16 protein-coding genes and 1 tRNA gene are annotated in these 19,036 nt (G+C 62.3%); 16 read left to right on the forward strand and 1 reads right to left on the reverse strand.

The window, feature by feature from the left end:
* Window positions 1–32: 32 nt before the first annotated feature.
* Entirely contained in the window at window positions 33–1,229 is a 1,197-nt protein-coding gene (locus ACLBKS_RS15895; RefSeq protein ID WP_410193783.1) for an amino acid aminotransferase, read from the reverse strand.
* 137 nt (window positions 1,230–1,366) lie between these two features.
* On the opposite strand from ACLBKS_RS15895, the gene uvrB reads away from it, so the two are divergent.
* The 16 genes from uvrB to ACLBKS_RS15975 all read left to right on the forward strand — a co-directional run bounded on the left by uvrB (window position 1,367) and on the right by ACLBKS_RS15975 (window position 18,653).
* Entirely contained in the window at window positions 1,367–3,481 is a 2,115-nt protein-coding gene (gene uvrB / locus ACLBKS_RS15900; protein ID WP_410193784.1) for an excinuclease ABC subunit UvrB, read from the forward strand.
* Between the two features lie 36 nt (window positions 3,482–3,517).
* Window positions 3,518–4,120 carry a histidine phosphatase family protein gene (locus tag ACLBKS_RS15905; RefSeq protein ID WP_410193785.1) on the forward strand — a complete coding sequence of 201 codons (603 nt, stop codon included), beginning with the start codon at window positions 3,518–3,520 and terminating at the stop codon, window positions 4,118–4,120.
* 156 nt (window positions 4,121–4,276) lie between these two features.
* Complete coding sequence (gene iscR / locus ACLBKS_RS15910) at window positions 4,277–4,813, forward strand: Fe-S cluster assembly transcriptional regulator IscR (protein ID WP_410193786.1); 537 nt, start codon at window positions 4,277–4,279, stop codon at window positions 4,811–4,813.
* A 57-nt stretch (window positions 4,814–4,870) separates the two neighbouring features.
* Window positions 4,871–6,091 carry an IscS subfamily cysteine desulfurase gene (locus tag ACLBKS_RS15915; protein WP_410193787.1) on the forward strand — a complete coding sequence of 407 codons (1,221 nt, stop codon included), beginning with the start codon at window positions 4,871–4,873 and terminating at the stop codon, window positions 6,089–6,091.
* A gap of 27 nt (window positions 6,092–6,118) precedes the next feature.
* Window positions 6,119–6,514, forward strand: coding sequence for a Fe-S cluster assembly scaffold IscU (gene iscU / locus ACLBKS_RS15920; RefSeq protein ID WP_410193788.1), 396 nt, complete (start codon window positions 6,119–6,121; stop codon window positions 6,512–6,514).
* A 91-nt stretch (window positions 6,515–6,605) separates the two neighbouring features.
* A complete protein-coding gene (gene iscA, locus ACLBKS_RS15925) occupies window positions 6,606–6,929 on the forward strand; it encodes an iron-sulfur cluster assembly protein IscA (protein WP_410193789.1) in 324 nt (107 codons plus the stop codon).
* A gap of 18 nt (window positions 6,930–6,947) precedes the next feature.
* Window positions 6,948–7,469, forward strand: coding sequence for a Fe-S protein assembly co-chaperone HscB (gene hscB, locus ACLBKS_RS15930; RefSeq protein ID WP_410193790.1), 522 nt, complete (start codon window positions 6,948–6,950; stop codon window positions 7,467–7,469).
* 17 nt (window positions 7,470–7,486) lie between these two features.
* Window positions 7,487–9,364, forward strand: coding sequence for a Fe-S protein assembly chaperone HscA (gene hscA, locus ACLBKS_RS15935; RefSeq protein ID WP_410193791.1), 1,878 nt, complete (start codon window positions 7,487–7,489; stop codon window positions 9,362–9,364).
* Window positions 9,365–9,409: 45 nt separating this feature from the next.
* Complete coding sequence (gene fdx, locus ACLBKS_RS15940) at window positions 9,410–9,748, forward strand: ISC system 2Fe-2S type ferredoxin (RefSeq protein WP_410193792.1); 339 nt, start codon at window positions 9,410–9,412, stop codon at window positions 9,746–9,748.
* A gap of 45 nt (window positions 9,749–9,793) precedes the next feature.
* Window positions 9,794–10,525 (forward strand): DNA polymerase III subunit epsilon, encoded by a 732-nt coding sequence (gene dnaQ / locus ACLBKS_RS15945; RefSeq protein WP_410193793.1) that lies wholly within the window; start codon window positions 9,794–9,796, stop codon window positions 10,523–10,525.
* A 112-nt stretch (window positions 10,526–10,637) separates the two neighbouring features.
* A tRNA-Val gene (locus tag ACLBKS_RS15950) sits at window positions 10,638–10,712 on the forward strand.
* Window positions 10,713–10,888: 176 nt separating this feature from the next.
* Window positions 10,889–11,503, forward strand: coding sequence for a TetR/AcrR family transcriptional regulator (locus tag ACLBKS_RS15955; RefSeq protein WP_410193794.1), 615 nt, complete (start codon window positions 10,889–10,891; stop codon window positions 11,501–11,503).
* Window positions 11,504–11,515: 12 nt separating this feature from the next.
* Window positions 11,516–12,715, forward strand: coding sequence for an efflux RND transporter periplasmic adaptor subunit (locus tag ACLBKS_RS15960; protein WP_410193795.1), 1,200 nt, complete (start codon window positions 11,516–11,518; stop codon window positions 12,713–12,715).
* 50 nt (window positions 12,716–12,765) lie between these two features.
* Window positions 12,766–15,921 (forward strand): efflux RND transporter permease subunit, encoded by a 3,156-nt coding sequence (locus tag ACLBKS_RS15965; RefSeq protein ID WP_410193796.1) that lies wholly within the window; start codon window positions 12,766–12,768, stop codon window positions 15,919–15,921.
* Window positions 15,922–15,991: 70 nt separating this feature from the next.
* Window positions 15,992–17,407 (forward strand): efflux transporter outer membrane subunit, encoded by a 1,416-nt coding sequence (locus ACLBKS_RS15970; RefSeq protein WP_410193797.1) that lies wholly within the window; start codon window positions 15,992–15,994, stop codon window positions 17,405–17,407.
* Window positions 17,408–17,471: 64 nt separating this feature from the next.
* Window positions 17,472–18,653: an NAD(P)/FAD-dependent oxidoreductase gene (locus tag ACLBKS_RS15975; RefSeq protein WP_410193798.1), complete on the forward strand. Its 1,182-nt coding sequence runs from the start codon at window positions 17,472–17,474 to the stop codon at window positions 18,651–18,653.
* Window positions 18,654–19,036: the final 383 nt, after the last annotated feature.

A 19,036-nucleotide genomic window follows, 5' to 3' on the forward strand; every position in this document is an offset into this window, starting at 1 on the left:
TGCGTCGGCCGGCCCGAAAGGGCCTCGGAGGCTTAGACCACCTGCGCGATCGCCTTGCAGACGTAGTCCACATTCTTGCTGTTGAGCGCGGCGACGCACATGCGGCCTGTGTCCGTGCCGTAGACGCCGAACTCGCTGCGCAGGCGCACCATCTGCTCCTTTGTCAGGCCAGAGTAGCTGAACATGCCGACTTGCTGGGTGATGAAGCTCATGTCCTGCTTGACCCCAGCGGCCTTGAGGCCGTCCACCAGTTTCTGGCGCATGAGCTTGATGCGCTGGCGCATCTCGCCCAGTTCCTTTTCCCACAGCGCGCGCAGTTCGGGGTTGTTCAGCACCGCCGCGACGACCGCGCCACCGTGCGTGGGCGGGTTGCTGTAGTTGGTGCGGATCATGATCTTGAGTTGCGAGAGCACGCGATCGGCTTCTTCCTTGCTCGCGGCCAGCACTGAGAGCGCGCCGACGCGCTCGCCATAAAGGCTGAAGCTCTTGGAGAAGCTGGTCGAGACGAAGAAGAGCAACCCAGCCGCCACGAACTTGCCGATGACAGCACCATCTTCCGCAAGACCCGCGCCAAAGCCCTGGTAGGCCATGTCCAGGAACGGCGTCAGCTGGCCTGCCTTCACGGTGGCAATCACCTGATCCCACTGCGCGGGCGTGATGTCGTAACCCGTGGGGTTGTGGCAGCACGCATGCAGCACGACCACGGTGCCCGGCGCGGCGGCTTTCAGGTCGGCCAGCATCCCCTCGAAGTTGATGCCACGCTTGGCCGCGTCGTAGTAACGGTAGCTGCCCACTTCGAAGCCGGCTTGAGTGAACAGGGCGCGGTGGTTCTCCCAGCTCGGGTCGGAGATCAGCACCTTGGCTTGAGGGTTGAGTTTTTTCAGAAAGTCCGCGCCGATCTTCAGGCCCCCAGTACCACCCAAGCCTTGCACGGTCGCGACGCGACCGCTCTTGACGGGTTCACTGTCGCTGCCGAAGACCAGGCTTTTGACCGCTGCGTCGTAGGCCGCGATGCCGTCGATCGGGAGGTAGCCACGCGCCGCGGGCTTGTCCATCAGCGCCTTTTCCGCCGCCTGCACGCATTGCAGCAAGGGCAGCTTGCCGTTGTCGTCGTAATACACGCCCACGCCGAGATTGACTTTGTTCGGATTGGCGTCGGCCGCGTACTGTTCGTTCAGACCCAAGATGGGATCACGCGGCGCCATCTCGACGGCGGAGAAGAGAGACATAGGACTCCTAGAGGGTTTTGAGAGAGAAGAGAGGACGAGACTTGTGGAATTCAGGAATGGCGTATTCTCGCCAATTCCCCAATGGAACCCCGGATTTTACCGGGCGACCACCACCTGCACTCGTCGCCATGTCCGCCATGCCTTCTGCCTCTGACACTTTGTCCGATACCGCCGAAAACGTCGCGCTGGCCGAGGCCCCGACTGGCCAGTTCGTGTCGTTTCCCGGCTCGCCCTTCGAACTTTTTCAGCCTTATCCACCCTCTGGCGATCAACCGGAGGCGATACGCCAATTGGTTGAGGGGGTGAACGATGGCGAGGTGTTCCAGACTCTGCTGGGCGTGACGGGCTCGGGCAAGACCTACACCATGGCCAATGTGATCGCCCGCCTGGGGCGGCCCGCGATCATCTTTGCCCCGAACAAGACGTTGGCAGCCCAGCTCTATAGCGAGTTCCGCGAGTTCTTTCCACGCAACGCGGTCGAGTACTTCGTCAGCTACTACGACTACTACCAGCCCGAGGCCTACGTGCCGCAGCGCGACCTCTTCATCGAGAAAGACAGCGCGATCAACGAGCACATTGAGCAGCTGCGCCTGTCCTGCACCAAAAGCTTGCTGGAGCGGCGCGACGTGGTCATTGTTGCGACGGTCAGCGCCATCTACGGTATCGGCAAACCCGAGGACTATCACCAGATGATCCTGACGCTGCGCGCAGGGGACAAGCTGGGGCAGCGTGATGTCATCGCCCAGTTGGTGCGCATGCAGTACCAGCGCAATGACATGGAGTTTTCTCGCGGTACTTTCCGCGTTCGGGGTGACACGGTCGATGTGTTTCCCGCTGAGCATTCCGAGCTGGCGCTGCGCATCGAGTTGTTCGACGATGAAATCGAGAATCTGCAGCTCTTCGACCCCTTGACCGGACGCATCAAGCAGAAAATCTCGCGCTTCACGGTGTATCCGAGCAGTCACTACGTGACCCCGCGTGAGCAGGTGCTCAAGGCCGTGGAGACCATCAAGGTCGAGTTGGTGGATCGTGTGAAGGAATTCGTGGGCGCGGGCAAGTTGGTCGAAGCGCAGCGCCTTGAGCAGCGCACGCGATTCGATCTGGAGATGCTCAGCGAAGTGGGGCACTGCAAGGGCATCGAGAACTACACCCGCCACCTCTCCGGTGCCCGGCCTGGCGACGCACCGCCCACCTTGACCGACTACCTGCCTAGGGACGCCTTGATGTTCCTGGACGAGAGCCACGTGATGATCGGACAGCTCGGTGGCATGTACAACGGCGACCGGGCGCGCAAGACCACGCTGGTCGAGTATGGCTTTCGCTTGCCATCGGCGTTGGACAACCGCCCGCTCAAGTTCGAGGAGTTCGAGACCAAGATGCGTCAGGCCATCTTCGTCTCCGCCACGCCGGGCGACTGGGAAAAGGCCCACACCGGAGCGATCGTGGAGCAACTGGTGCGTCCCACGGGGCTGATTGATCCGGAGGTCGAGGTGCGCCCGGCCTTGCACCAGGTGGATGACGTGCTGCAGGAAATCCGCCTGCGGGTGGAGCGCCAGGAGCGCGTGCTGATCACCGTGCTGACCAAGCGCATGGCCGAGCAGCTAACCGATTACTTGACCGAAAACGGCGTCAAAGTCCGGTATCTGCACAGTGACGTGGACACGGTGGAGCGGGTCGAAATCCTGCGGGACCTGCGGCTGGGCACTTTCGATGTGCTGGTGGGCATCAACCTGTTGCGCGAAGGTTTGGACATACCGGAGGTGTCGCTGGTGGCCATTTTGGACGCCGACAAGGAGGGCTTTTTGCGCTCCGAGCGTAGCCTGATCCAGACCATCGGACGGGCCGCGCGCAACCTGCGCGGCAAAGCGATTCTGTACGCCGATCGGATCACCGATTCGATGAAACGGGCCCTCGATGAAACCGAGCGTCGCCGTGCCAAGCAACTGGCCCACAACACCGAGCATGGCATCACGCCGCGCGCCATCGTCAAGCAGGTGCGTGACCTGATCGACGGTGTTTACAGCGAAAAAGCAGGGCGCGAAAGCGAGCGTCTTGAGAGGGAGGCGATGGCCCGCGCCCAGGTCGAAGACATGAGCGAGAAGGACATTGCCCGCGAGATCAAGCGCCTCGAGAAGCAAATGCTCGAGCACGCGAAGAACCTGGAGTTCGAGCAAGCGGCGAAAACGCGCGATCAGCTCACCATGCTCAAGGCGCGAGCCTTCGGCGCGGCGGTGCCGGACCATCCGGTTTAGCGTCGGGGCGAAAGCTCATCGATCACTGGGATCCTCATGAAGCTCTTCATTCACGTGCAACGAAGCTTGGCGACGTTCGTCATTGCCTTGCTCAGCTGCTCGCCTGGGTTGGCGCTTGAAGCCCGCGACGATGCGCTCTGGTCGTTGCTTCGCCAAGGTGGGCAGATCGTGCTGGTTCGTCATGCGCAGACCACCCCAGGCGTCGGCGATCCGCCGGGCATGCGGCTGGATGACTGCGCTACCCAGCGCAACCTGAGCGAGGAAGGTCGCCGTGATGCCCGGCTACTGGGGGCTACGTTGCAACGTCAGGGGGTGTCGGTGCGGCGTATTTTGTCGAGCCCTTGGTGCCGGTGCGTCGAGACCGCGCGTCTTGCTTTCGAGCGCATGCCGCAGGTCAGTGCCGAACTTGGCAATCTGTTTGATCGTCCCGAGCGGGAGGCGACACAGACACAGGCTCTCAAGAGGCTGGTGGCCGAGGTGGTCCAGTCGGACGCTGGGGCGCCTGGCAATGTTTTCATGTTCACGCATGGCTCCACGATCAGCGCTTTAGTGGGGGTCTCTCCAGCTACGTCGGAAATGGTCATCCTGACGCCGCGACAGGATGGATTCAGTGTGGCGGGACGGCTGAGGTTGCGCTAAGCGCGCGGCGGTGACCCGATAAAGACCCTTATCCCGAGCGGGGTAGCGGGTCTTTTGGTATACTTGAGTTCCTTACTCGGGCATTGCGCGCGCCAGTGTGCAACGCCGGGACCGATTGGAACACAGGACGAACACCGGACTGGAAAGGAGCTTGCGATGCGCCTCACGACCAAAGGCCGTTTTGCGGTCACTGCCATGATTGACTTGGCCCTGCGCCAGAGCAACGGCCCTGTGACGCTGGCAGCCATCAGCCAGCGTCAGCAGATTTCCTTGTCCTATCTGGAGCAACTGTTTGGCAAGTTGCGTCGCCACGAACTCGTTGAGTCTACCCGCGGACCGGGCGGCGGCTACACCCTGGCCCGCAAGGCTGGGGACATTACGGTTGCTGACATCATTCTGTCGGTGGACGAGCCCATCGACGCAACGCAGTGCGGGGGCAAGGAGAATTGCCAAGGCGGCGATGGCGGCCGTTGCATGACGCACGAGCTCTGGTCTGCCCTGAATTCCCGCATGGTCGAGTTCCTGGACTCCGTCACGCTGCAAAAGCTGGTTGACGAGCAGTTGGCCAAGGGCCTGGTGGTGGAGGACAAGCCCGCGATCAAGCGAGCGATTTCGGTCGCGCCCGTGGTCAAGCCCGTGCGCGTGAATGCGCCGAATTCGGTGTTCGCGCTGGGCAACGCATTCAAACCCTGAAGCGCAACACCTTTTCGCAGAGAAATTCACGCGATAGCAGACATTGAGTACATCACCATGGACATGACGCCTCACTTCCCGATTTACATGGACTATGGCGCCACCACGCCGGTGGACCCGCGCGTGGTGGACGCGATGATTCCCTGGTTGCGCGAGCATTTCGGCAACCCCGCGTCGCGCAGCCATGCTTGGGGCTGGGAGGCGGAAGAAGCGGTCGAGAAAGCTCGCGTTCATGTGGCCGAGTTGATCGGCGCCGATCCACGCGAAATCGTTTGGACTTCCGGCGCCACCGAAAGCAACAACCTCGCGCTCAAGGGCGCTGCCCATTTCTATAAGGAAAAAGGCAAGCACCTGATCACTGTCAAGACCGAGCATAAGGCCGTGTTGGACACCATGCGCGAGTTGGAGCGCCAGGGCTTTGAAGTGACGTACCTCGACGTTCAGGAAGATGGTCTGCTGGATTTCGATGCGCTCAAAGCGGCCATCCGTCCAGACACCATTCTGATCAGCGTGATGTTCGTGAACAACGAGATTGGCGTGATCCAGGACATTCCTGCGATTGGTGCAATGTGCCGCGAGAAGGGCATCATCTTCCATGTGGACGCGGCTCAAGCCACGGGCAAGGTGGAGATCGACCTCAATAAGCTGCCGGTCGACTTGATGAGCCTGGCTTCGCACAAGACCTATGGTCCCAAGGGCATCGGCGCGCTCTATGTTCGCCGCAAGCCGCGCGTGCGCCTGGAGGCGCAGATGCACGGTGGCGGTCATGAGCGGGGTATGCGTTCGGGAACGTTGCCCACTCATCAGATCGTGGGCATGGGTGAGGCCTTCCGCATCGCCCGGCTTGAAATGGCGCAAGACTTGGAAAAGGCCCGCCGCCTGCAGCGCAAGCTGCTCGATGGACTCCAAGATGTGGAGCAGGTCTTCGTGAATGGGCACCTGGACAAGCGCGTGCCGCACAACCTGAACATGAGCTTCAACTTCGTCGAAGGTGAGTCGCTCATCATGGGCATCAAGGGTCTGGCCGTGTCGTCGGGTTCAGCATGCACCTCGGCCAGCCTGGAGCCGAGCTATGTGCTTCGTGCCTTGGGGCGCAGTGATGAACTGGCGCATAGCAGCCTGCGCATGACCATCGGTCGCTTCACGACCGACGAGGAAATCGACTACGCGATCACCACCATCAAACACAATGTCGCGAAACTGCGCGAACTCAGCCCGCTGTGGGAAATGTTCAAGGATGGCATCGACTTGAACACGATCCAGTGGGCCGCACATTGATTCCTGGCAGACAGTAGGAGAACGAACATGGCATACAGCGACAAGGTCATTGACCACTACGAGAATCCCCGCAACGTTGGCTCCTTTGACAAGGGCGACGACACGATCGGCACTGGCATGGTGGGCGCTCCTGCCTGCGGTGACGTGATGAAGTTGCAGATCAAGGTGAATCCGTCCACGGGCGTGATTGAGGACGCACGTTTCAAAACCTACGGCTGCGGATCGGCCATCGCTTCCAGTTCCCTCGTGACCGAGTGGGTCAAAGGCAAGACGCTGGACGAGGCGGCTGCGCTCAAGAACAGCCAGATCGCTGAGGAGCTGGCCTTGCCGCCTGTGAAGGTGCATTGTTCCATCCTGGCCGAGGACGCGATCAAGGCGGCGGTGGACGACTACCGCAAGAAGCACGCGCAGGTCGCGGCCTGAACACTGATGCCCACCCTGCGGCAAGTTGCATCGGCCCTTGGACGCGAGCGCTGTCGGTCCTATAGGCGGGGTGAGGACCTGGAAGATTGATATGGCTGTTACTTTGACTGAATCCGCCGCCCGCCACGTGAGTCGCTATCTGAGCAAGCGCGGCAAGGGCGTGGGCGTTCGATTGGGCGTGAAGACCACGGGTTGCTCCGGTTTGGCTTACAAGCTGGAGTACGTGGACGATGTCGCGCCCGAAGACATCGTGTTCGAGGGACATGGCATCAAGGTGTTGGTCGATCCGAAGAGTCTCTCCTACATCGATGGCACGCAGCTGGACTACGTTCGTGAGGGCCTGAATGAGGGATTCAAGTTCAACAACCCGAATGAGCGCGATCGTTGCGGTTGTGGCGAGTCGTTCCGCGTCTGAGAGCGCGTGCCGGTTCTTGTGGCAACACTTCAGTCTGACGATTTCGAGTTGTTCGGCCTGCCTCGGCAGTTTGCGCAGGACCGCAGCTTGATCGATGCCCGCTGGAAAGACCTGCAGCGCGAGGCACATCCTGACAAGTTCTCGGCCCAGGGCACGGCCGCGCAGCGCTTGGCCATGCAGTGGTCGGTGCGGATCAACGAGGCTTACCAGCGTCTGAGGGATCCGATGCGGCGCGCGGCTTATCTGTGCGAACTCCATGGTGTTTCCGTCAAAGCCGAGGACAACACGGCCATGCCGACTGAGTTCCTCATGCAGCAGATGGCTTGGCGTGAGGCGCTGGAAGAGGCCGAGGACCTCAGTGCGTTGGACGCATTGAGCAAAGAGGTGGGGGCTGCGCGCATGTGCGCGCTGTCTTCCTTTGATTGGCTGCTGGACGAAAAGGGCGACTACGCGGGTGCCGTTCAGCAGGTGCGGTCCTTGATGTTCATCGAACGTTTTGCCCAGGACGTCGATGCCCGCTACGAAAGCATGGAAAGCTGAGCAAGCATAAGAAGTACATGGCCCTGCTGCAAATATCAGAACCCGGTCAAGCCCCCGATCCGCATCAACGGCGCATTGCGGTGGGCATAGACCTCGGCACCACCCATTCCCTGGTCGCCGCCGTGCGCAATGGCGTGGCGGAATGTCTGCCCGACGCGCAAGGCCGCGTCATCTTGCCCTCGGTGGTCCGGTACCTGCAGGATGGTCGTCAGATCGGTCATGCCGCGCGTGAACAGCAGATCCTTGATCCAGGCAACACCATCGTCTCGGTCAAGCGCCTGATGGGGCGAGCCTTGGTCGACATCCCGGAACCCGGAAAGCTCCCTTACGCCTTGACGGGTGGGGGGCAGGGCGACGTCACCGGTGCGCCGGGCATGGTACGCATCCGAACGATTGCTGGCGAGAAGAGCCCGGTGGAAGTCAGCGCCGAAATCCTGGCCACACTGCGCCAGCGTGCGGAAGACACGTTTGACAGTGAACTGCATGGCGCGGTCATCACTGTGCCGGCTTACTTCGACGATGCCCAGCGGCAGGCTACCAAGGATGCGGCGCAATTGGCTGGGCTGAACGTGCTGCGGCTGATCAACGAACCGACGGCGGCCGCAATTGCATACGGTCTGGACAACGCGAGCGAGGGCGTTTATGCCGTTTATGACCTTGGTGGTGGCACTTTCGATATATCCATCTTGCGCTTGAGTCAGGGTGTATTCGAAGTCATAGCCACCGGAGGCGACTCCGCACTGGGTGGGGACGACTATGACCGAGCCTTGGCGGACTTGATGCTGTCCGAGACCGGACTCAGCGCCGACACACCCGAAGACCGTGCTTATCTCCTGGCTGCGGCCCGTGCCGCGAAGGAAGCATTGTCCGAAGAAGAGATCGTGACTGCGGAAATCGAGTTGTCCAGCGGAAGTGCGGACCTGTCCTTGAATCGTGACCAGTTCGAGGCCTGCACATCCGCTCTGACCACGCGCACCTTGACCGCGGTGCGCAAGGCCTTGCGTGACGCCAAGTTGCGAGTGGAAGATGTGCAAGGCGTGGTGATGGTCGGTGGCTCCACCCGCATGCCGGTGATTCAGCGAGTGGTTGGTGAATTGTTCGGCAAGACGCCGCTCACCAATTTGAATCCGGATGAGGTCGTGGCCTTGGGCGCGGCCATCCAGGCCAACCAGTTGGCGGGTAATAACCCAGCCGGCGATTTGCTCTTGCTTGACGTCATTCCCTTGTCCCTGGGCATCGAGACCATGGGGGGGCTGGTAGAACGCATCGTGCCGCGCAACACCACCATACCCACGGCAATGGCTCAGGACTTCACCACCTACCAGGACGGCCAAACCGCATTGGCCCTCCATGTCTTGCAAGGCGAGCGGGATCTTGTGGCCGATTGCCGCAGCCTGGCCCGCTTCACCTTGCGCGGTATTCCACCCATGGCGGCCGGGGCTGCACGTATCCGTGTGACGTTCACGGTCGATGCCGATGGTTTGCTCAGCGTTAGCGCCAAGGAACAGACCAGCGGCGTGGAAGCCAGCATCCAGGTCAAGCCCAGCTACGGCCTGGGGGACGACCAGATCGCGCGCATGCTGCAGGAAAGTTTTGCCACTGCTCAGCAGGACATGCAGGCGAGGGCGCTGGCCGAGGCGCGCGTCGAGGCCGATCGCATGTTGTTGGCCACGCGCAGTGCGCTTGCAGCCGATGGGGATTTGCTCGCCGAGCAAGAGCGAGCCACGATCAATGGCCTCATGACGTCGCTCGAGGACCTTCGGGTTACTGAGGATGCCAAGGCGATTGACTCTGCCACCGAGGCTTTGGCCAAAGGGACGGAGGCGTTCGCTGCGCTGCGCATGAACCGTGGTATCCAAAAGGCGCTGTCCGGCAAGAACATCGAAGCGGTTTGAGTATCTGCGTGTTCGCGGTTCAAGCCATCTGAAAGAATCCATTCCATGCCCGTCATCAAAGTCCTACCTCATCCAGAGTACGCCCCCGAGGGCGCTGAGATTCAGGCCCAGCCCGGTGACTCGATTTGCGAGGTGCTGCTCGACAACCGCATCGCCATCGAGCATGCGTGTGACATGAGCTGCGCTTGCACGACCTGCCATGTCATCGTTCGCGAAGGCTACAACTCGCTCAACGAACTGGATGAAAACGAGGAAGATCTGCTCGACCGTGCCTGGGGCCTGACCCCGCAGTCGCGCCTGAGCTGCCAAGCCATCGTGGCGCGGGACAATCTCGTGGTCGAGATCCCCAAGTACTCGATCAATCACGCCAAGGAAAAGCATTGAGTCAGCGACTCGGGCGCGATTGCCCGGGTCCTTATGATCGAGCCTATGCGACAAATCGTTCTCGACACCGAAACCACGGGTCTGTCCGCCGAAGGCGGCGATCGCATCATCGAACTGGGTTGCGTGGAGTTGCTCAATCGCAAGCTCAGCGGCAACAACCTGCACTTCTACTTCAATCCCGGGCGCGACAGCCATGAGGATGCCTTGCGAGTGCACGGCATCAGCAACGAATTTCTGCGCGACAAACCCAAGTTCTCCGAGGTGGCTCAAGAGATCCTGGCCTACCTACAGGGCGCTGAAATCATCATCCACAACGCGGCCTTCGATGTCGGCTTCTTGAACAAGGAACTCGAACTCATCGGCAAGCCCGCCTTGCCCCATTTTGTGGGAAGCATCACCGACACCTTGGCCATGGCCAAGGAGCTCTACCCCGGCAAACGCAATTCGTTGGACGCGCTCTGTGATCGCTTGGGCGTGGACAACTCAGGGCGCACCTTGCACGGCGCCTTGCTGGATGCTGAGCTGTTGGCTGATGTCTACATCAACATGACACGTGGACAGGACGCCTTGCTGATTGACGCGGGGGATGCCGCGGAGCAAGTGGGTGTAGGTTTTGAACGCATTGATCTGTCCCGCTTCGATCTGCCCGTGCTGCACGCCTCTGAGCAGGAACTTGCCGCGCATGGTGACGTGCTCGCGCAGATCGACAAGGCTTGCGGTGGCAAGACCGTGTGGCTTCAGCGAGTTGAAGCAGCGCAAGTTCAAGATTCGCATTGAACTTGTGGCATAATCTTGGTCTCTTGAGAACGCAGGGGTCTGCATAGATCCAGCAAGTCATCGCAAGCCGGTAGCCGTGTTTAGGTTGCATGGCTGCAGACGCAAGAATCAAGGGCGATTAGCTCAGCGGTAGAGCACTGCATTCACACTGCAGGGGTCACATGTTCGATCCATGTATCGCCCACCAATCATCATTAAAAGGTCACGACCGCGGTCGTGGCCTTTTTTGTTTTAGCGCCCTGTTCCGCAATAACTTGCGATAACGACCGAGGTATTTCCGTTTCGCGGATCAATATCCTTCATCCTGGAATGGACTTGTGAGTCTAGTCTAAATTAGACTGGACAGTCCAGTATGATTTCTGGATGTCCGAAGAAACCCGTATAGATACTCGCGCGCGCATCCTCCAAGCCGCGCTGGATACCTTCAGTGAGAAGGGTTACGCCGCCAGCGTGGATGACATCGCCCGCCGTGCCGGTGTGGTCAAGCAGACCCTGTACCACCACTTTGGCAGCAAAGAAGGGCTGTTTCGAGAGGCTTTCACCGGGATGTGCTCCATGCTGGTGGTCGATGCGGCCAGCAGTGCAGGCTCGGTGCGGCTGGATATTCAGCACTTCGTGGAGGCCTTTGAGAGTCGCGTGCTGAGCGAGGAAGGCCTTGCTTTTCACCGCGTGATGATGGCCGAGTTGCAGCGCTTTCCCGAATTGGCGCACACCCTGCACGAATCGTGGCAGGTGGCCCAGAACCGCTTGGTCCGCTTGCTGCAGGCGGGCATGGAGCGCGGGGAACTGCGGGCGGAGCCCGCTGAGTTTGCGGCTGAAGTGTTGATCAGTCTCCTGACGGGCGTGCACCGTGGCCGTCTGATGGGCAAGCCCCTGCACGAGTCGCAACTCTCCCCCGCGCAGATCGTTGACGTTTTCATGCGTGCTTTCGCTCCCGACGCAAAAGCCGCGCTCCCTGATTTCCCTTTGCATCCCTGAGAAGGACCCCTTATGAACGCCCCTGCATTCCGTCTTTCCATTCCGTCGTTCCTGCCGCGCGCTGCGGCCCTGGTGTTGGTGATTTCCGTACCCGTCTTCCTCGCGGCCTGTGGCAAATCCGAAGCCACTGCTGGCGCCGCCGCTGGCGGGCCGCCGGCCATGCCCCCGATGGAAGTTTCCGTCGTGATCGCCAGTCCTGGCGAGGCGCTGCTGACCAAGGAACTGCCGGGGCGTTTGCAAGCCTGGCGCACGGCGGAAGTTCGTGCCCGAGTCGAGGGCATCGTCGAGGAGCGCCTCTTCAATGAAGGCTCCGAGGTCAAGGCGGGTATGCCGCTGTACCGCATCGACGCGCGCACCTACAAGACGACCTATGCCGCGGCCAAGGCGGATCTGATCGCGGCGCAGGCCGTGGTCAACCGCTATCGACCCTTGGTGGAAATCAAGGCAGTGAGTCAGCAGGAGCTGGACAGCGCCGAAGCGCGTTTGCGTCAGGCGGAAGCGGCCTTGGCGCGCGCCGAGATGGATCTGGAAAACACCACCGTCCCGGCAGCCATCTCCGGCCGCATTGGCCGTTCCTTGGTCACCGAAGGCGCGTTGGTGGGTCGAGGCGAGGCCACGCAATTGGCCACCATTGAGCAGATCGATCCCATCTACGTGAATTTCACGCAGAGCAGTGCCGAGCTGCTTGCCTTGCGCGAGGCCATCAACAGCGGTCGTTGGAAGGAAGCCGAAACCCGTCGCATGGAGTTGGTGCTGGAGAACGGCAGCACTTACGCGCTGCCGGGCAAGCTGCTGTTCTCGGACCTGGCGGTGGACCCGAACACGGGCTCGGTGTCCATGCGCGCGGAGTTCCCGAACCCGAAGCGGGAGCTGCTGCCCGGCATGTTTGTGCGGGTGCGCTATCCGCAGGCGCGTGCTGACAAGCTCATCACCCTGCCGCAGCGCGCGGTGATGCTCACGCAGAACGGTGCCATCGTGATGGTGGTGGGGGCCGACGGCAAGGTGGCGCCGCGTCCCGTTCAGCTGGGCGGCATGAACGGCAGCACCTGGACGGTGACCGGCGGTTTGGCGGGTGGTGAGCAAGTCATGGTGGAGGGCCACATGAAGGCGCCGCCTGGCAGCACGGTCAAGCCGGTGATCTGGAATCCGACCCCGGCCGCAGGCGCGACGGCGCAAGCGCCGAATGGTGCGACACCCGGACAGAGCCGCTGAGCGCCCTGGCGCGCTCACGCTGAAGCAGAGCACAGAACAAGGAAATCGACATGGCTCGTTTTTTCGTCAACCGACCGGTCTTCGCCTGGGTGTTGGCGCTGGTGATCATGCTGGCCGGCGCCTTGGCGCTGCGGCAGCTGCCCGTGGCCCAATACCCCGAAGTGGCGCCGCCCGCGCTGGCCATCAATGTGACCTATCCCGGCGCCTCGGCCCAGGTGGTCGAGAACACCGTCGTCTCGCTCATCGAGCAGGAGATGAACGGCATCGAAGGTTTGCTCTACATGGACTCGTCCTCCGAGCAGAGCACGGGCACCATCAACCTGACCTTTCAGACGGGCACCGACATCGAAGTGGCTTCCGTCGAAGCCCAGAACCGCGTCAAGCGCGTCGAGGCGCGCCTGCCCGACGAGGTTCGGCGTCTCGGGGTCAACGTCACCAAGACCCGGCGCAACTACCTGATGTTCGTCATGCTGTTCTCGCCCGATGGCAGCCGCAGCAGCGTGGACCTGGCGAGTTACGCGGCCAGCAATGTGCTGGATGAAATCCGCCGCGTGCCGGGTGTGGGCGAGGCTCAGTTGTTTGGCTCTGAGTACTCCATGCGCTTGTGGGTGGACCCGGACAAGCTGGCGTCCTACAAGCTCAGCCCCAGCGACGTGATCGCCGCCGTGCGTGCGCAGAACGTGCTGCTGGCCGTGGGCGAGGTCAACCAACCGCCCGCGCCCGCTGGCATGGAGTACGCCGCGTCGGTCATCACCCGTGGTCGCCTCAGCACGCCGAAGGAGTTTGGCGATGTGGTGGTGCGTGCGCAGTCCGACGGTTCCCTGGTGCGCGTGCGTGATGTCGCGCGCGTCGAATTGGGCGCGCAGGATTACTCCGTTTTCGCGCGCATCGACGGCAAGTCCGCCGCAGGCGTGGGCATCAAGGTCGCGCCGGGCGCGAACGCCATGGCCACGGCCAAGGCGGTGCGCGCACGCATGGAGGAATTGGGCCGCTTCTTGCCCCAGGGCATGACCTGGGAAGTCCCGTATGACACCACGCCCTTCATCGATGTCTCGATCCAAGAAGTGATCAAGACCCTGATCGAAGCCGTGATCCTGGTGTTCATCGTGATGTACCTGTTCCTGGAGAACTGGCGCGCCACGCTGATCCCGACCATCGTGGTGCCGATCTCCCTGGTCGGCGCGGCGCTGGGGCTTTACGTGCTGGGGTACTCCATCAACGTGCTGACCTTGTTCGCGATGGTGTTGGCCATCGGCATCGTGGTGGACGACGCCATCGTGGTGGTGGAGAACGTCGAGCGCATCATGGAGGAGGAACATCTGCCGCCGCGCGAGGCCACGGCTAAGGCCATGGACCAGATCGTCGGCGCCATCATCGGCATCACCGTGGTGCTGTCGGCGGTGTTCGTGCCCATGGCGTTCTTCTCCGGCTCCGTGGGCGCCATCTACCGTCAGTTCGCGGTGACCCTGGTGCTGACCATGCTGTTCTCGGCGCTCATGGCCTTGACGCTCACGCCGGCACTCTGCGCCACCTTGCTCAAGCACGATCCGAAAGGTCACGCCTTGCCCAGCACGGGTTTCTTCGGCTGGTTCAACCGCACCTTCCTCGCGGCCACCCAGCGTTACGTCGCCGCGGTGCGCAAGCTGCTGGGCAAGCCCGGACGCTGGCTGGTGGTCTACGGCGTGATCGTCGCCGCCGCTGTGCTGATGTTCGCCAAACTGCCAGGCAGCTTCCTGCCCGAAGAAGACCAGGGCTACTTCATCACCATGGTCCAGTTGCCGCCCGGCGCCACGCAGGAGCGCACCGTCGCCGTGATGGAACAGGCTGAGAAGTTCTTCCTGAGCCAGCCCGAGGTCGAGCATGCGATTGGCATCGTGGGCTTCTCCTTCTTCGGCCGTGGCCAGAACGCGGGCCTGCTCTTCGTGCGTCTCAAGGATTGGGATTTGCGTCCGGACGAGAAGAACAGCGTCAAGGCGGTGGTGCAGCGCGCCAACGGCGCCTTGTTCATGCTCAAGCAAGCCTTCATTTTCAGTATCAACCCGCCCCCGATTCCGGAGCTGGCGGCCGTGGGCGGTTTCGACTTCCGCCTGCAAGATCGCGGTGGTTTGGGTCGCGAGCAGCTCGCGCAGGCGCAAGCCTTGGCGCTGCAGGCTGCCTCCAAGAACCCCGCGCTTGCTGGGGTGCGCTTGGACGGCATGCCGGCGGGCCCGCAGTTGCTGTTGGAGATCGACCGCGAGAAGGCCCAGACCCTGGGCGTGGACATCGCGACGCTCAACGACACGCTGCAGACCTTGTTCGGCACGGCCTACATCAATGACTTCGAGCGCAACGGTCGGGTGTTGCGGGTGCAGATGCAGGCCGACCCGGCTGTGCGCACCAGCCCTGAAGCCATGTTGCGCGTGCAGGTGCGCAATCGCACGGGTGGCATGGTCTCGCTGGCCGAGGTCGTCAAGCCCTTGTGGATGGTGGGCGCCCCCAAGCTCGACCGCTACAACGGCGTGCCCTCGGTCAAGCTCACCGGCAATCCCGCGCCGGGCTACAGCACGGGCCAGGCCATGGCTGCCATGGGAGGCATCGCGGCCCAGCTTCCTCCGGGCGTGGGGTACTCGTGGTCGGGCACGTCCTTCGAGGAGAGCCTGTCGGGTTCTCAGGCCCCCATGCTGTTCGCGATCTCGCTGATCGTGGTCTTCCTCTGCCTGGCAGCGCTGTACGAGAGCTGGTCCATTCCCTTCTCCGTGTTGCTGGTGGTGCCGCTGGGGGTGTTTGGCGCCTTGCTCGCGGTGCTGCTGCGCGGCCTGCCGAATGACGTCTACTTCAAGGTGGGGCTGATCGCGACCATCGGTTTGTCGTCCAAGAACGCCATCCTGATCATCGAGTTCGCGCGCAGCCTGCAAGACCAAGGCATGGCCCTGAAAGAGGCCATCATCGAGGCCTGCCGCCTGCGCTTGCGCCCGATCCTGATGACCTCGATCGCCTTCATCGTGGGCGTGTTGCCGCTGGCCATCTCCACCGGCGCAGGCGCGCAGAGTCGCCACGCCATCGGCACTGGTGTCATGGGGGGCATGATCGCCGCCACCGTGCTCGCGATCTTCCTGGTGCCAGTGTTTTATCTGACGGTGAGCCGACTGTTCCCGTCCAAGGGCCGGGACGGTGGCCAATCCGGTGACGGCCTGCCCGCGCTGGATGTGGGGGCGCGTCATGACTAAGTCGCAACCCGGCACGGTGGGCATCCATTTGCCTCTACCGTCGAACTCAGATCCTCACAACATGCCCTTCATGCTGCGTTCCCTGTCCCTGGTGGCCATGGCCGCCTTGCTCTCCGCGTGCACGGTCTTGACGCCAAGCTATGAGCGGCCCGCGCTGTCCGTGCCGGATGTGTGGCCCGCCGAGATCCAGGTGGACGCACGCACCGTGGCCGCCAAGCCGGTGGCTTGGGAGACCTTCTTTCCCGATGAGCGCTTGCGCGCCCTGATCCAGGTGGCCCTGGAGCACAACCGAGACATGCGCATTGCCACCGCGCGCGTGCTCGAGGCGCAGGCGCTGTACGGCGTCCAGCGTGCCGACCGTCTGCCCAGCCTGAATGCAGGGGCCAGCGTCGCGCGCAGCCGCACGCCCGGGGATCTGTCGGGCACCGGCAGCTCGGTGCTTGGGCGGCGAGCTGACGTCAATGTCGCGATACCTTCGTTCGAGCTGGACTTCTGGGGACGTGTGGCCAGTCTCAGCGATGCCGCCAAAGCCAGCTACCTGGCGACCGAGCAAGCCGAACGCAGCTTCCGCCTGTCCTTGATCGCCAACGTGGCCGATGCCTACCTGGCTTTGAGCGAGGCCGACGAGCGTCTGCAATTGGCGCAAGCAACGCTCAAAACCCGCGCGCAGACCCGTGACCTGGTGGACCAGCGCCGCAAGGGCGGTCTGGCTGGCGATCTGGACTACTTGCAGGCCGATGCCGCTTACGAAGGCGCCCGCGCCGAGGTCGCCTCGCTCACGCGGCAGCAGTCCGCTGCGCGCAATTACCAGGCCACCCTGGTCGGCACCCAGCCCGCGAATCTGCCGCCCGGTCGTTCCTTGGCCGCGCAAGGCATCGCGCTCGACCAACTGGCGGAGTTGCCCTCGCAAGTGCTGCTGCGTCGTCCCGACGTGCTCGCCGCCGAGCAGCGTCTGCTGGCCGCCAATGCCAACATTGGCGCGGCGCGTGCGGCCTTCTTCCCGCGCATCGGTTTCACCGGCTCCACCGGTTTTGCCAGCCGTGAGATCGATGGCCTGTTCAAGAGCGGTTCCGAGGCCTGGAGCTTCACGCCCACCATCAGTCTGCCGATCTTCCAAGGTGGGCGCAACAAGGCCAACCTCGACCTCGCCACGGTGCGCAAGGACATCGCCGTCGCCGAGTACGAGAAGACCATCCAGCAGGCTTTCCGCGAAGTGGCAGACCAACTGGTGGCCCGCGACCAACTGGCCGCGCAGCTGCAGGCGGTGGAGGCGCAGGAACGTTCACAGCAACGCGCCACGCTCATCGCTGAAGCGCGTTACGCGCAGGGCGTTGGCAGCTTCCTGGAAGTGCTGGACGCGCAACGCCAGCTCTTCGCCGTGCAGCAAAGCCTGATCCAGGTGCGCCGCAGCATGTGGTCCGCCGCCGCCCAGCTCTACAAGGCGCTGGGGGGCGGAGACGAGGTGGACTCGGTCAAGAAGGGCTGAGCCGCGCTGCCCTCGTCACACGCTTCAGCCCTGTTTGCGTTCCCGTCTGCACTATGCTTGACGCATGGAGCAGACCACAGAAACAGTTGATGTCGTTGTCGCGGGCGCAGGCGTGGTGGGCCTCGCCGTTGCCCGCGCCTTGGCTCAAAGCGGGCGCGAAGTGCTGGTGTTGGAAGCCGCCGGGGCCATCGGCACCGGCACCAGTTCCCGCAACAGCGAAGTCATCCACGCGGGACTTTATTACCCGACGGGCTCGCTCAAGGCGCGCCTGTGCGTTCAGGGGCGTGACATGCTCTACGCCTACTGCGCCGAGCGGGGCGTGAGCCATCGCCGCTGCGGCAAGCTGCTGGTCGCCACCAGTGAGGCGCAGAGGCCCAAGCTGCAAGCCATCGCCGAGCAGGCCGCGGCCAATGAGGTCCATGACCTGCAATGGCTCAGCCGCGAAGAGGCCCGCGCCCTTGAACCGGCGCTGGAGTGCGTGGCCGCGCTGCATTCACCCAGCACCGGCATCATCGACAGCCATGGCCTCATGCTGGCACTGCAAGGGGATCTGGAAAACGCGGGTGGGCAGGTGGTGTTGAACACGGCGGGGGCCCGCGCGGTGGTCGTGCCTCAGGGCATTGAGGTGGAAGCGGTGGACGGCGTATCGGGGAGCAGCACCCGACTGCTGGCCCGCACCTTCGTCAACGCAGCCGGTCTGAGCGCGCCCGCGCTGGCGCGCCAGATCCAGGGGCTGAACCCGCTGAATGTGCCGACCCCTCGTTACACCAAGGGCAGCTACTTTTCGCTGGCCGGGCGCGCACCTTTCTCTCGCCTCATCTACCCCATGCCCGAGGGCGGCGGCTTGGGCGTGCACCTCACACTCGACCTGGGCGGGCAGGCGCGTTTTGGTCCCGACGCCGAGTGGCTGTCCGTCACCTCCGCTGAGCAGATTGATTACACCGTCGATCCCGCGCGTGGCGATGCCTTTTATGCTGAAGTCCGCCGCTACTGGCCCGGCTTGCAAGACGGTGCATTGCAGCCCGCCTATTCAGGCGTGCGCCCCAAGATCAGCGGGCCGGACGACCCTGCCGCCGACTTCTTGATTCAGGGACCGGCCGACCACGGCGTGCCGGGGTTGGTCAACCTGTTCGGTATCGAATCGCCGGGGTTGACGAGTTGTTTGGCGATCGCTGAATCCGTGCGTCGATTGCACCACTCAAACCACGGTGAGCAATTTGCCAAGCTTTATTCCGTTGGGAAGTGACAAAAAGGATCGACGCTAATGTATCGGCGAATTCTCTTTCGGCTAAGTTCTCTCAATCATTCGTACAAAAAAATGATTGAGAGAGTAAGTAATCCCATGAAAAGCAGAGATTTGGTTCTTGGGCTTCTCATCGTGGGTGGTTTTTGGCTGCTTGCATGGCATGTCCACACAATCGCACCGTGGATTGATGCGATATTCGGTTGGGCACCAAGCGCCCCCGATTCCGAAGGGAAAATTCAATGGCGTCGGATATGGTCCAGCTTGCTTTGCTTGCCGACAATTTTTTTTATCATCGTCCTATACATCCGAAATATCCGTCAGAGGCGAAGCCGAAGCCAGCCTTCTGAATAAGTGCGTACGTTCAACACAATCAGTTTGTAGAG

This window comes from Hylemonella sp. W303a (assembly GCF_046452315.1).
In the GTDB taxonomy this organism is placed as follows: Bacteria; Pseudomonadota; Gammaproteobacteria; order Burkholderiales; family Burkholderiaceae_C; genus Hylemonella.

Bases quoted from the DNA above. Each gene is read 5' to 3' on its own strand.
- ACLBKS_RS15975 (WP_410193798.1), top strand. From the start codon at position 17,472: ATGGAGCAGACCACAGAAACAGTTGATGTCGTTGTCGCGGGCGCAGGC.
- ACLBKS_RS15955 (WP_410193794.1), top strand. From the start codon at position 10,889: ATGTCCGAAGAAACCCGTATAGATACTCGCGCGCGCATCCTCCAAGCC.
- ACLBKS_RS15895 (WP_410193783.1), bottom strand. From the start codon at position 1,229: ATGTCTCTCTTCTCCGCCGTCGAGATGGCGCCGCGTGATCCCATCTTG.
- uvrB (WP_410193784.1), top strand. From the start codon at position 1,367: ATGCCTTCTGCCTCTGACACTTTGTCCGATACCGCCGAAAACGTCGCG.
- hscA (WP_410193791.1), top strand. From the start codon at position 7,487: ATGGCCCTGCTGCAAATATCAGAACCCGGTCAAGCCCCCGATCCGCAT.
- dnaQ (WP_410193793.1), top strand. From the start codon at position 9,794: ATGCGACAAATCGTTCTCGACACCGAAACCACGGGTCTGTCCGCCGAA.
- ACLBKS_RS15915 (WP_410193787.1), top strand. From the start codon at position 4,871: ATGGACATGACGCCTCACTTCCCGATTTACATGGACTATGGCGCCACC.
- iscR (WP_410193786.1), top strand. From the start codon at position 4,277: ATGCGCCTCACGACCAAAGGCCGTTTTGCGGTCACTGCCATGATTGAC.
- iscA (WP_410193789.1), top strand. From the start codon at position 6,606: ATGGCTGTTACTTTGACTGAATCCGCCGCCCGCCACGTGAGTCGCTAT.
- ACLBKS_RS15960 (WP_410193795.1), top strand. From the start codon at position 11,516: ATGAACGCCCCTGCATTCCGTCTTTCCATTCCGTCGTTCCTGCCGCGC.
- ACLBKS_RS15970 (WP_410193797.1), top strand. From the start codon at position 15,992: ATGCTGCGTTCCCTGTCCCTGGTGGCCATGGCCGCCTTGCTCTCCGCG.
- ACLBKS_RS15905 (WP_410193785.1), top strand. From the start codon at position 3,518: ATGAAGCTCTTCATTCACGTGCAACGAAGCTTGGCGACGTTCGTCATT.
- fdx (WP_410193792.1), top strand. From the start codon at position 9,410: ATGCCCGTCATCAAAGTCCTACCTCATCCAGAGTACGCCCCCGAGGGC.
- iscU (WP_410193788.1), top strand. From the start codon at position 6,119: ATGGCATACAGCGACAAGGTCATTGACCACTACGAGAATCCCCGCAAC.
- ACLBKS_RS15965 (WP_410193796.1), top strand. From the start codon at position 12,766: ATGGCTCGTTTTTTCGTCAACCGACCGGTCTTCGCCTGGGTGTTGGCG.